The sequence below is a fragment of the Hydrogenophaga sp. GW456-12-10-14-TSB4 genome (assembly GCF_059424305.1).
Genome location: NZ_JBWKZH010000014.1, coordinates 1 through 11,992, shown reverse-complemented (window position 1 = coordinate 11,992; position 11,992 = coordinate 1). Strand labels below are relative to the sequence as shown.

Below are 11,992 nucleotides of genomic sequence, written 5' to 3'. Positions count from 1 at the left end.
CTCAGACCAGGCCCGCGTAGGCGCCGCCGTCGAGCTGCAGGTTCTGCCCGGTCATGAAGCCGGCGCGGGCGCTGCACAGGAAGGCACAGGCCGCGCCGAACTCGGCCGGGTCGCCCAGGCGCCGGGCCGGCAGGGAGTCGGCCAGCTGGCGCCGCGCGGCTTCCAGCGAAATGCCCTGTTCCTGCATCAGGCGCTGCGCCATGAAAGCCTGGCGCGGCGTGTCGAAGCGCTCGGGCAGCAGGTTGTTGAGCGTCACGTTGTCCACGATGGCCTCGCGCGACAAGGCCTTGCACAGCGCCGTGAGGCCCGCTCGCGCGGCGGTGGACAGGCCCATGGCGGCGTGCGGTGTCTTGACCATCGCCGAGGTGATGTTGACGATGCGGCCGAAGCGCCGTTCGCGCATGCCGGGCAGCACGGCCTGGATCAGCAGGGCGGCCGCCATTCTGCACCGGCTCGAAGCGGGCGAAACCACCATGGCCGTCTATGGCTGGCACTGACATGGCCACCCCCCCGGTGCCGGTGCTGTCGGTGGACGACGGCGTGGCCACCTTCACGCTGAACCGGCCCGCGCACCGCAACCGGCTGGAGGCCGGCGACCTGCACAGCTTGCTGGACCAGTTCGAGCGCATCGACGCCGACCCCGCCATCCGCGTGCTCGTGCTCACGGCCCACACCGAAGGGCAAGGCCGGCCGGTGTTCTGCGCGTGGTACCACATTGGCAGCTTCAACGAGCAGGACAACGACCCCGAGCTGTTCGAGCGCGCGGCCGACGCCCTGGCGGCGCTGCGCCCGCTCACCGTGTGCGCGCTCAACGGCAGCGTGTACGGCGGCGCCACCGACCTGATGCTGGCCTGCGACCTGGTCGTCGGCCTACAGGGCATCGAGTTCCGCATGCCCGCGGCCGCGCTCGGCCTGCACTACTACCCGAGCGGCCTGCAGCGCTACGTGGCGCGCCTGGGCCTGTCGGGCGCCAAGCGCGCCTCCCTGACGGCGCGCCCGTTCACGGCCGAACAGTTGTGGCAGCGGGGTTGCCTGGAAGCCCTGGTGGCCGCGCCCGAGTTCGAGGCCACCGTGGCCCAGCTGGTCGGCGAACTCGCCGCCCTGGCGCCGCTGGCGGTGCAGGCGACCAAGCGGTCCCTGAACGAGATCGCCGCTGGCCGGCACGACCTGGCGGCCATGCGCGGGCGCGAGGCCCTGACCTCGGCCAGCAGCGATTTCGCCGAAGGGCGCCAGGCCTTCCAGGAAAAACGCGCGCACCGCTTTGAAGGCCGGTAGGCCGACTGCCTGTTTTTTCAGCGCCGCGCGCGGCGCCAGGCAGGCCGCGGCCTGCGGCAGTTGTCCAGGGGGTTGTCCACACCCTTGGGCACAGTCGCTGTGAGCAACCTGGGGCCGGCCTATGGCCGTGCCGTGGACAGGGCGGTCCATTGCACGCGCGCCGTGGCCACGCTCGCCAGCTTCACATGGCCGTAGCCGCGGATGGTCTCGGGCACCCGCGCCACCGCCAGCGCACGCGGCAGCGTGGCGCCGCTCAGGCCCTCGAGTTCGCGTTCGATGTGCGCGCGGTACTCGTCGATCAGGGCGCGCTCCATGCGGCGCTCGGCCGTGCGGCCGAAGGGGTCGAGCCGCGTGCCGCGCAGGAACTTCAGCCGCGCCAGCAGCGGGAAGGCCCGGCCCACCCAGGCGCCGATACGGCGCTTGCGCGGCCCGCCCTGGCCGTCCAGGCTGGGCGGCGCGAGGTGGTAGTTCAGCTTCAGCGGGCCCTCGAAGGCCGCTTCCAGCTGGGTGCGGAACTCCGCCGCGCCGAAGAGGCGGGCCACCTCGTACTCGTCCTTGTAGGCCATGAGCTTGGCGAGGTTGCTCGCCACCGCCTGGCTCAGGCGCTCGCCGCCCACCGCCGCCTGTTCGGCGCGCGACACGCGGTCCACAAAGGCCGAGAACCCGGCCGCGTAGGCCGCGCCCTGGTAGGCGGTGAGCAGGGCCACGCGGTGCTCCACGGTCTGGCGCAAGGTCTGCGGCCGGTGCAGCGTCACGGTCTGCGCGGGCTGGGCCTGCCGGCGCACGCGCTCCAGGTCGATCGCGGCCAGCCGGCCCCACTGGAAGGCCTGCACGTTCGCGGCCACGGCCACGCCGTTGAGCTCGATGGCGCGCAGCAGCGCGGCCAGCGACAGGGGCAGCGCGCCGCGCTGGAACGCCAGGCCCAGCAGGAACAGGTTGGCGCCGATGGCATCGCCCAGCAAGGCGGTCGCCAGCGCGGTGACGTCGAGGAACTCGGCCCGCTCGCCGGTGGCGTCGCGGATCAGGCCCTGCAGGTCCTCGGCGGGGAACTGCCAGTCGGGGTCGCGCGCGAACGGGCCGGCGGGCTGCTCGTGGCGGTTGACCAGCGCGAGCGTGCGGCCGGGCCGCATCTTGGCCACGGCATCGGCCGCGCCCGCGGTGAGCATGTCGCAGGCCAGGATCAGATCGGCCTCGCCGGTGGCGATGCGCTGCGCGCGCAGTTGCGCCGGCCGCGCGGCGATGCGCACGTGCGAGGTCACGGCGCCGTTCTTCTGGCTCATGCCCGTCATGTCGAGCACGCTCGCGCCCTTGCGCTCCAGGTGCGCCGCCATGCCCAGCAGCGCGCCGATGGTGATGACGCCGGTGCCGCCGATGCCGGTGATGAGGATGTTGAAGGGCTCTGCCAGCGAGGGCGCCGGGGGCAGTGGCAGGGCGTCGAAGTCCGGGCGGGTGTCGCCCGCGCGGGAGGCCGCTTGCGCACGGCGCGGCGCGGAGCCGGTCACGGTGACGAAGCTGGGGCAGAAGCCTTTCAGGCAGGAGAGGTCCACGTTGCAGGACGACTGGTCGATCGCCCGCTTGCGGCCCAGCGGCGTCTCTTTCGGCAGGATGGCCGTGCAGTTGGACTGCTGCCCGCAATCGCCGCAGCCTTCGCAGACCGCTTCGTTGATGAACACGCGCTCGGTGGCCTGCGGGATCTCCTTCTTCTTGCGCCGGCGCCGCTTCTCGGCGGCGCAGGTCTGGTCGTAGATGATCACGCTGACCCCGGGCTCCTCGCGCAGCGCGCGCTGCACCGCGTCGAGTTCGGCGCGGTCGTGCAGCGTGGCCTGCGCGGGCAGGCCTTCGCGGTCGGGGTAACGGCCCAGGTCTTCGGTCACGATGGCGATGCGGCCCACGCCTTCGGCGCTGAGCTGGCGCGCGATCTCGCGCACGCCGATCGGGCCGTCCACCGGCTGGCCACCGGTCATGGCCACGGCGTCGTTGTAGAGAATCTTGTAGGTGATGCGCACCGGCATCGTGCGGTTGGCGGCCACGGCGGCGCGGATCGCCAGGCTGCCGGAGTGGTAGTAGGTGCCGTCGCCCAGGTTGGAGAAGACGTGCGGCACCTTGCTGAAGGCCGAGGCGCCGATCCAGGGCGTGCCCTCGCCGCCCATCTGCGTGGTGAGCTTGTTGAACTCGGGGTAGATCGCGGTGGCCATCACGTGGCAGCCGATGCCGGCGAGCGCGAAGCTGCCGTCGGGCACGCGGGTGCTGGTGTTGTGCGGGCAGCCCGAGCAGTACCAGGCCGGCCGCGTGGGCGTGGCCACGGTGCGCTGCAGCAGCCGGTCCTTGGCCTCCAGGAAATCGAGCCGCGAGCGGATCAGGTCCTCGGTGTGCGTCTGCAGGCCGAGCCGGCGGATGCGCGCGGCGATCACGCGCGCCACCTGCGCCACCGAGAAGTCGGTCTTGGGCGGCAACAGCCAGTCGCCCCGGCCGCGCGGGTTGTGCACGTCCCACTCGCCGCGCTCGTCGAACTTGCCGATCACGCGCGGGCGCACGTCCTCGCGCCAGTTGTAGAGCTGTTCCTTGAGCTGGTACTCGACCACCTGGCGCTTTTCCTCGACCACCAGGATTTCCTCCAGCCCGCGCGAGAACTCGCGGATGCCTTCGGGCTCCAGCGGCCAGGGCATGGACACCTTGAACAGCCGGATGCCGATCTCGGCGGCCAGCGCCTCGTCGATGCCGAGTTCCTCCAGCGCCTCCAGCACGTCGAGGTAGCTCTTGCCCGAGGCCACGATGCCCAGGCGCGCCTGCGCTGCGTCGATGGTGACGCGGTTGAGCCGGTTCTCGCGCGCGTAGGCCATGGCGGCGTAGATCTTGTGGTCCTGCATCAGCGCTTCCTGCTTGCGCGCCTGCACGCCCAGCGTGTCGGTGGAGAGCCGGTTGTTCAGGCCGCCCTCGGGCAGCACGAACTCGCCGGGCAGGCGCGTCTGCACCGCGAACGGGTCGGCGCTGATGGAGGCGCTGGACTCCACCGTGTCGGCCAGCGCCTTGAAGCCCACGGCGCAGCCCGAGAAGCGCGACATCGCCCAGCCGTGCAGGCCCAGCTCGATGTACTCCTGCACGTTGCAGGGGTAGAGCACCGGGATCATCGAGGCGGCGAACACGTGGTCGCTCTGGTGCGGCAGGGTCGACGAGTAGGCGCCGTGGTCGTCGCCGGCCACCAGCAGCACACCGCCGTGGGGCGAGGTGCCGGCGTGGTTCAGGTGTTTGAAGACGTCGATGCTGCGGTCCACGCCCGGGCCCTTGCCGTACCAGAGGCCGAACACGCCGTCGTAGTCGCTCTCGCCGAGCAGGTGCACCTGCTGGCTGCCCCAGACGGCCGTGGCGGCCAGCTCCTCGTTGACGCCGGGCACGAAGCGCACGTGGTGCGCGTCGAGCTGCGGGCGGGCCTTCCAGAGGGCTTCGTCGAGCCCGCCCAGCGGCGAGCCCCGGTAGCCGGAGACGAAGCCGCCGGTGTTCAGGCCGGCGGCCTGGTCGCGCAGGCGCTGCATCAGCGGCAGGCGCACCAGGGCCTGGATGCCGCTGAGGTAGATCTCTCCATGGGTGGCGGTGTACTTGTCGTCCAGCGACACCTCGCGCAGGTCGGGGTCGGCGGGCGTGGGCGCGTGCAGCGCGTCGATGCGAGCGTTCATCGTGGTTCTCTCTCCGTCCTCGTGGGAACGGGTGGGTGGCAGAACGGCACAGGCGGGATCGCCGCGCGTGCCGTGGGAACGATGCGCCACGCCGCCGGTGGGCGGCGCGCGCATCAAAGGTCGTTAGCGTACCAGCGGTCGTCGGCCAGCATGACTTCGTGGTGGCCGCGGCCGGCGGGGATCATGGGGTAGCAGTTCTCCTTCGCAGCCACGCGCACGTCCAGGAAGAACGGGCCGTCGTGCGCCAGGCATTCTTCGAGGGCGACTTCGAGTTCCTGCGGCTGGTCGACGCGCCGCGCGCCCCAGCCGAAGGCGCGCGCCAGCGCAACGAAATCGGGCAGGGCCGCGTTCCAGCTGTGGCTCAGGCGGTTGCCGTGGTTGAGCTGCTGCCACTGGCGCACCATGCCCATGTGGCCGTTGTTGCACAGCACCAGCTTCACGGGCGTCTGGTGCTGCATGGCGGTGGAGAGCTCCTGGATGTTCATCAGCACCGAGGCGTCGCCGCTCACGCACACCACGGTCTTGTCCGGGTGCGCGATCTGCGCGCCGATCGCCGCCGGCAGGCCGTAGCCCATGGTGCCCGCGCCGCCCGAGGTGAGCCAGTGCCGGGGGCGTTCGATGCGCAGGTGCTGCGCGGCCCACATCTGGTGCTGGCCGACGTCGGTGGAGACGATGGCGTCGCGCCCGGCCAGCCGCCCCTGCAGGGCGCGCATCAGCTGCTGCGGCAGGAGGGTGCGCTCGTCCGGCGTGAAGGCCAGGCAGTCGGCCGCGCGCCAATGCTCGATGCGCGCCCACCAGGGCGCCAGCCGGGATGGCGGGGGCGGGGGCGGCAGCAGGGCCGTGAGGGCTTCGAGCACCGCATCGCAGTCACCGGGCAGGGCCACGTCCACCGGGATCACCTTGCCGATGTTGCCGGCGTGGATGTCGATGTGGATCTTGCGCGCGCCCGGTGCGAAGTCGCTCAGGCGCCCGGTGATGCGGTCGTCGAAGCGCGCGCCCACGCAGACGATCAGGTCGGCGTGGTGCATGGCCAGGTTGGCTTCCAGCGTGCCGTGCATGCCCAGCATGCCGAGGAAGAGCGGGTCCGACGCGGGCAGCGCGCCCAGGCCCATGAGGGTGAGCGTGGTGGGCAGCTGCCAGGCGCGCGCCAGCGCGGTGAAACGCTCGCACGCGCCCTCGCCCGCGTTGATCAGCCCGCCGCCGCCGTACAGCACGGGCCGTTGCGCCTGCACGATCAGCGCGGCGGCGGCCTGCAGCGCCTCGTGGGCCGGCAACGCGGGCAGGCCGGTGGGGGCCGGGCCGGGCGGCGGCGCGGGCGCGTCCACCCGCTGCAGCTGCACGTCCTTGGGCAGGTCCAGCAGCACCGGGCCGGGGCGGCCGCCGAGCGCGATGCGCACCGCTTCGCGCACCGCCTCGGCGATGTCGTTCGCCCCGCGCGGCTGGTGGTTCCACTTGGTCACCGGGCGCGTCAGGCCCAGCGCATCGCATTCCTGGAAGGCCTGCGTGCCGATCACGCCCGTGGCCACCTGCCCGCTGATGCACAGCAGCGGCACCGAATCGCTGATCGCGTCGAGCAGGCCCGAGATGGTGTTGCCCACGCCCGGCCCCGAGGTGACCAGCACCACACCGAGGCGGCCGGTGCTGCGCGCATAGCCCTCGGCCGCGTGCACCGCCGCCTGCTCGTGGCGCACCAGCACGTGGCGGATCGCGGGCTGGCCGTGCAGCGCGTCGTACAGCGGCAGCGCGGCGCCACCGGGGTAGCCGAAAACAGTGTCGATGCCGCAGGCCACCAGGGTGTCGAGCAGGGTCTCGGCGCCGTTGCGCGTGGTGCGCGCCTCGGGCGGCGGTGTTTTTTCGAGGGAGGCGGTATTCATGTGCAGATTTTTCTCAATTCTGGGCAAAATAGGCGTCTTTATTCGGAGGTCAAACGGTGGCAACGTCGAAAACCATTCGCAAAAGTGCCGATGAATCCGAAAAACCACCGGTCCATTTCGACAAGCACGACCTGGCCATCCTGCGCGAGCTGCTGGAGGACTCGCGCCGCACGCTGCAGGAGATCGGCGCGGCGGTGAAGCTCTCGCCCACCACCTGCTGGAGCCGCATCAAGCGGCTGGAGGCCGAGGGGGTGATCAAGCAGTACCGCATCGAACTGGACCGCACGCGCCTGGGCTACCGCGACACCGTGATCGTCCAGCTCACGCTGGAGAGCCACACCGACGAGACCCTGTTCCAGTTCGGCCGCGTGCTGGCCGAGATCCCCGAGGTGATGGATGCCTACCTGGTCTCGGGCGACTACGACTACTACATCCGCATCGCGGTGAAGGACACGCGCGACTACGAGCGCCTGTTGCGCGAAAAGCTCTACAAGATTCCCGGTATCCGCCACAGCAAGTCCAGCTTCGTGTTGCGCGTGCTCAAGGACGGGCAGGTGCCCGTGGGCTGAGGTCGGTCTCGCGCAGCCACGCCTGCAGGAGCGCGTTGCATGCGCTCGCGGCCTCGTGCTGCACCCAGTGCCCCGCGCCGGGCACCTGCACCAGGCCGCGAAAACCCGGGCAGCTTTCCAGCACGCGGCGCACGCCCGGCCAGTCCTCGCGGCAGAGCACGTCCTGCGCGCCGAACACCGCGCGGGTGTCGCACACGGTGTGCGCCAGCGCCTGCGCAAAGGCATCCGTGGTGACGAGCCGGCGCCGGCGCATGCGGTCGCGCCGCACGTTCGCGGCGTGCAGCGCAACGGTGTCGGCGTCGATCGCCGCCGGGTCGTGGAACATGATGGCCGCCAGGTTGGCGCGGTGCGCCTCGGCCTGCTCGGCCTCTGCGGGCAGGTGCTGCCAGGGCCGAAGCGCCACGCCCTTGCCGCTGCGCAGCGGCAGCACGGGCGGCCCCAGCAGCCACAGCCGCCGCACGCGCCCGGGGTGCGCGGCCGCCAGCAGGGTGGCCACGAGGCTGCCGAAGGAGAAGGCGACGATGTCGCACGCGGCCCCGCCCAGCAGCGCCGCCATGCCCAGCCGCAGCGGCTCGACCACGGTGTCGGCATCGGCCCCATCCCCCAGACTCGCCGAGTCGCCGAAGTTGGGCAGGTCGGGCACCCAGGCCGAGCGGCCCGCGCGCACAACCGTGTCGATGTTGCGCCGCCAGTGCGTCCAGCTGCCGCTGCCGCCGTGCAGCAGCAGCACGGGCTCGCCTTCGCCCCAGCGGTGCCAGACCATCGTGCCCTCGCCGCACGCCGTTTCATGGCGCGAGGCGGCGTGCGCGGTCGGGAGGGCCAGGGTGTGCATGCCGCCGATGATGGGCCGCCGGCGGGCGGCGCCGTTGCGCCGGTTCGCCCAAGGGTTCAACATGTGAAACACCGGGCGGCCCACCGGCCCTGGCCCGCGCCGGTGCGCGCTACCGTCAGGGCCCGTCCCATTCACCCCGGAGGCTTCCGTGTCCAGACAACAGGTGCGCACGCTCAAGCGCGCGCTGCGGCGAGGCGCAGACGACACCGCCAGTGCGCCCGATCAGGATGCCGCGCGCGCCAGCGCGCTGGCCCTGCTGGAGCGCAGCCTGAAGATGGGCCATGTGCGGCTCGCCCTGCTGCGCCTGCGCGACGCCGTCGCTTGCGGTGCGCCGGTGCCGCCCGCGCAATGGCAGGCCTGCCGGCAGATCGCGATGGCCAGCGCCGACCTGCGCTGCCTGGCGATTTACGCGCAGGCGTGGCGGGCGTCGCTCACGCGGCCGGCACGGCCCTCAGCAGCTTGTCGGGGTTCATCAGCCCCAGGGGATCGAGCGCCTGCTTCAGGCTTTGCATGAGCGCGAGCTCCACGCCGTCCTTGTAGCGCGCGTTCTCGTCGCGGCGCAGCTGGCCCAGGCCGTGCTCGGCGCTGATCGAGCCGCCGAAGGCCTGCACCAGGTCGTGCACCGCGCGGTTGACCGCCTCCTGCCGGGCACAGAAGAGCGCCGGGTCGGTGCCCTCGGGCGCCAGCAGATTGAAGTGCAGGTTGCCGTCGCCCAGGTGGCCGAACCACGCCGCGCGCACGCCGGGGAAGTCGCGCTCCACCTGCGCCAGCGCGGCCTCGACGAAGGCCGCCACGCCCGAGATGGGCACCGAGACGTCGTGCTTGATGTGCGCCCCTTCGAGCGCCTGGGCTTCGGAGAGGTGTTCGCGCAGCGCCCACAGCGCGCGCGACTGCGCCACCGACTCGCCGACAACACCATCCGTGGCGAGGCCCGCCTCCAGCGCCTGCGCCAGCACGGACTCCAGCACGTCGCGCGCGTGCGCCTCGCTCTCGTGGTCGCTCATCTCGACCAGGGCCACCACCGGCACCGGTGCGTCGAAGGGCCAGCGCATCGCGGAGAAATGCCGCTTCAGCAGCGGCACGCAGGCCGCCGAGATGACCTCGAACGCGGTGAGCGCGGGGCCCAGCTCGGCCCGCGCGCGGCACAGCAGGTCCACCGCATGCGCCACCGAAGGCAGGGCCAGCAGCGCCGTGCGCCGCGCCGTGGGCGGCGGGAACAGCTTGAGCACCGCCGCGGTGATGACGCCCAGCGTGCCTTCCGACCCGATGTAGAGCTGCTTGAGGTCGTAGCCCGTGTTGTCCTTGCGCAAACCCCGCAGGCCGTTCCAGACGCGGCCGTCGGGCGTCACCACCTCCAGGCCCAGCGTGAGGTCGCGCGCATTGCCATAGCGCAACACGGCGGTGCCGCCGGCGTTGGTGGCCAGGTTGCCGCCGATGGTGCAGCTGCCCTGGGCCGCCAGCGCCAGGGGAAACAGGCGCCCCACTTCGCTCGCGGCCACCTGCACGGCTTCGAGCACCACCCCGGCCTCGACCTCGATGGTGTCGTTGAGCGCGTCCACCCGGCGGATGCGGTTGAGCCGCCGCGTGCTCAGCACGATCTGGGTGCCGCTGCCGTCGGGCGTCGCGCCGCCCGACATGCCGGTGTTGCCGCCTTGCGTGACCACGGGAATGCGGTGCGCGCTGGCCAGCCGCAGCACGGCCGCGACCTCGGCCGTGCTCGCCGGGCTCACCACGGCGGCGGCCTGGCCGCGGTACTTGCGGCGCCAGTCCTCGGTGTAGGCGGCGATGTCCGCGGGGGTGTGAAGGACGTGGCGCTCGCCCACGCAGGTCGCCAGCGACGCCAGGAGTTCGGATCGGTTCATAGGCACATGGTGTCGGACGCCGGTGGCCCCGCGCCACGCTCGCCGCACCGGAAGTTCACGAGATGAAACAGCGCCGCTGGCGCGGTCTTCCTCCGCCCCCGGTCCGCACGTAAGGTCCGTCGCATGTCATTCGTCATCAAGGAATTCATGTGAGCAAAGTGTGTGTCGTCGGGGCCGGTGCGGTGGGTGGGTACGTGGGTGCGCACATCACCCGCGCCGGGGTTGAAACGCTGTTGGTGGACGCCTGGCCCGAGCACGTGCAGGCCATGCGGGCACAGGGGCTGAGGGTCGAGGGCATGAACGGCGCGGGCTCGGTGCACACGCCGGTGCGCGCCCTGCACGTGGGCGATGTGCCGCAGCTGATGCGCGAAGCCCCGATCGACGTCGCCTTCATCGCCGTCAAGGCCTACGACACGGCCTGGGCCACGCAGCTGATCCTGCCCTACCTGGCGCCCACGGGCAGCATCGTGTCGCTGCAGAACGGCATCAACGAGGACACCATCGCCGGTGTCGCCGGCTGGGGGCGCGTGCTGGGCTGCTCGGTCAGCGCGCTGGCCGCCGAGCTGATGGGCCCAGGCCACATCGTGCGCAACTCGCCGCTGGGCGACGACAAGAAGCCGGGCATGCGCATCGGCGAGGCGCACGGCCAGGTCACGCCGCGCGCCGAGGCCATCGGTGCCCTGCTCGCGCACGGCGACTCGTGCAAGGTCACCACCAACCTGTGGGGCGAGCGCTGGTCCAAGCTCACCATCAACGCCATGCGCAACGGCGTGTGCGCGCTCACCGGCATGACGGGCAAACAGCGCGACACCGATGCGCGCGCCCGCGAGCTGAGCATCCGCCTGGGCAGTTCCTGCATCCGCGTCGGCCGCGCGCTCGGCCTGGCGCTGGAGCCCGCGGGCGGGCTCGATCTCGACCTGCTGGCGCGCGCCGAAGAGGACCCGGCGGCGCTGGAGGCGATCACCCGCATGATCATGGAGGTGGCGAACTCCCGCAGCGATGCGCAGCGCCCCTCGATGGGCCAGGACATCCGCAAGGGCCGGCGCACCGAGATCGACGCCATCAACGGCCTGGTGGCGCAGCGCGGCGATGCGCTGGGCATCGACACCACGCTGCACAAGCGCGTGAGCGAGACCATCCGGCGCATCGAGCGCGGCGAGGCCGCGCCCAGCCCCGAGCACCTGGCGGGCATCCTGGCATGAGCAGCGCCACCGCCCGCTGGCCCGCCGGCAGTTGCGACTGCCACTTCCACGTCTTCGACGCGGCGCGCTACCCCTATGCCGAGGGCCGCCACTACACGCCGCCCGACGCGCCGCTGGCGGCCTACCTCGCGATGTGCGAATCCGTCGGCATCGAGCGCGGTGTGCTGGTGCACCCCACGGTCTTCGGCGCCGACCACCGCAGCTTCGAGGACATCCTCGCGGCCCACCCACAGCGCCTGCGCGGCGTGGCCGTGGTCTCGCCCGACACGCCCGAGGCCGACATCGCCCGCTGGCACGCGCTGGGCGCGCGCGGCACCCGCGTCACCACGATCTTCCAGGGCCCGGACCTGGCGCGCATCCGCGAGATCGCCGCGCGCGTGAAGCCCTTCGGCTGGCATGTGCAGATCCTGGTCGACGTGGTGCGCCACCCCGGCCTGGTGGCGCAGGTGCGGGCCCTGGGTGTGCCGGTGGTGGTGGACCACATGGGCCACCACGGTGCGGCCGCGCTGCTGGCCAGCCCGGGCTTCGCCAACCTGTGCAGCCAGCTGCTCGCCGGCGAGGTCTGGGCCAAGCTGTCCGCACCCTACCGCCTTTCGGCCGACAGCGGCCGCGACCCGCTGGTGGGCGAGGTGGCGCAGGCGCTGCTGCGCGCCAATGCCAGCCGCCTGGTCTGGGGCAGCGACTGGCCCCACCCCACCAGCCCCCAC

General features: G+C 72.1%; 10 protein-coding genes. 5 read left to right on the top strand and 5 right to left on the bottom strand.

Features of this window, described 5'->3' with window-relative positions; genetic code table 11:
- Window position 1 precedes the first annotated feature (1 nt).
- Window positions 2-442 carry an SDR family oxidoreductase gene (locus AC07ZS_RS09435; RefSeq protein ID WP_494798337.1) on the bottom strand — a complete coding sequence of 147 codons (441 nt, stop codon included), beginning with the start codon at window positions 440-442 and terminating at the stop codon, window positions 2-4.
- 56 nt (window positions 443-498) lie between these two features.
- Between AC07ZS_RS09435 and AC07ZS_RS09430 the strand changes: the two genes are divergently transcribed.
- Window positions 499-1,275, top strand: coding sequence for an enoyl-CoA hydratase/isomerase family protein (locus tag AC07ZS_RS09430; protein WP_494798336.1), 777 nt, complete (start codon window positions 499-501; stop codon window positions 1,273-1,275).
- A 119-nt stretch (window positions 1,276-1,394) separates the two neighbouring features.
- Here AC07ZS_RS09430 and AC07ZS_RS09425 read toward each other — a convergent pair whose 3' ends face one another.
- Window positions 1,395-4,946 (bottom strand): indolepyruvate ferredoxin oxidoreductase family protein, encoded by a 3,552-nt coding sequence (locus tag AC07ZS_RS09425; protein ID WP_494798335.1) that lies wholly within the window; start codon window positions 4,944-4,946, stop codon window positions 1,395-1,397.
- A gap of 113 nt (window positions 4,947-5,059) precedes the next feature.
- The gene (ilvB, locus tag AC07ZS_RS09420; protein ID WP_494798334.1) at window positions 5,060-6,820 is read right to left on the bottom strand and encodes a biosynthetic-type acetolactate synthase large subunit; all 1,761 of its coding nucleotides are present in this window, start codon (window positions 6,818-6,820) and stop codon (window positions 5,060-5,062) included.
- 56 nt (window positions 6,821-6,876) lie between these two features.
- On the opposite strand from ilvB, the gene AC07ZS_RS09415 reads away from it, so the two are divergent.
- A complete protein-coding gene (locus tag AC07ZS_RS09415; RefSeq protein ID WP_494798333.1) occupies window positions 6,877-7,389 on the top strand; it encodes an Lrp/AsnC family transcriptional regulator in 513 nt (170 codons plus the stop codon).
- Here AC07ZS_RS09415 and AC07ZS_RS09410 read toward each other — a convergent pair.
- On the bottom strand, window positions 7,361-8,284 hold the full coding sequence (locus AC07ZS_RS09410; protein ID WP_494798332.1) for an alpha/beta fold hydrolase: 924 nt from the start codon (window positions 8,282-8,284) through the stop codon (window positions 7,361-7,363). The genes AC07ZS_RS09415 and AC07ZS_RS09410 overlap by 29 nt on opposite strands.
- Before the next feature lie 85 nt (window positions 8,285-8,369).
- On the opposite strand from AC07ZS_RS09410, the gene AC07ZS_RS09405 reads away from it, so the two are divergent.
- Entirely contained in the window at window positions 8,370-8,735 is a 366-nt protein-coding gene (locus AC07ZS_RS09405) for a hypothetical protein (RefSeq protein ID WP_494798331.1), read from the top strand.
- On the opposite strand, the gene AC07ZS_RS09400 is transcribed toward AC07ZS_RS09405, so the two are convergent.
- Complete coding sequence (locus tag AC07ZS_RS09400) at window positions 8,653-10,083, bottom strand: FAD-binding oxidoreductase (RefSeq protein ID WP_494798330.1); 1,431 nt, start codon at window positions 10,081-10,083, stop codon at window positions 8,653-8,655. The two genes, AC07ZS_RS09405 and AC07ZS_RS09400, sit on opposite strands and share 83 nt — an antisense overlap.
- A 149-nt stretch (window positions 10,084-10,232) precedes the next feature.
- On the opposite strand from AC07ZS_RS09400, the gene AC07ZS_RS09395 reads away from it, so the two are divergent.
- On the top strand, window positions 10,233-11,285 hold the full coding sequence (locus AC07ZS_RS09395; RefSeq protein WP_494798329.1) for a ketopantoate reductase family protein: 1,053 nt from the start codon (window positions 10,233-10,235) through the stop codon (window positions 11,283-11,285).
- The coding region (locus AC07ZS_RS09390) for an amidohydrolase family protein (protein ID WP_494798328.1) at window positions 11,282-11,992 on the top strand (711 nt) is incomplete at its 3' end. The genes AC07ZS_RS09395 and AC07ZS_RS09390, both read left to right, overlap by 4 nt.

Excerpts from the sequence above, each read along its gene's own strand:
- AC07ZS_RS09435 (WP_494798337.1), bottom strand. The coding sequence starts at position 442 with ATGGCGGCCGCCCTGCTGATCCAGGCCGTGCTGCCCGGCATGCGCGAA.
- AC07ZS_RS09400 (WP_494798330.1), bottom strand. The coding sequence starts at position 10,083 with ATGAACCGATCCGAACTCCTGGCGTCGCTGGCGACCTGCGTGGGCGAG.
- AC07ZS_RS09425 (WP_494798335.1), bottom strand. The coding sequence starts at position 4,946 with ATGAACGCTCGCATCGACGCGCTGCACGCGCCCACGCCCGCCGACCCC.
- AC07ZS_RS09410 (WP_494798332.1), bottom strand. The coding sequence starts at position 8,284 with ATGTTGAACCCTTGGGCGAACCGGCGCAACGGCGCCGCCCGCCGGCGG.
- AC07ZS_RS09430 (WP_494798336.1), top strand. The coding sequence starts at position 499 with ATGGCCACCCCCCCGGTGCCGGTGCTGTCGGTGGACGACGGCGTGGCC.
- ilvB (WP_494798334.1), bottom strand. The coding sequence starts at position 6,820 with ATGAATACCGCCTCCCTCGAAAAAACACCGCCGCCCGAGGCGCGCACC.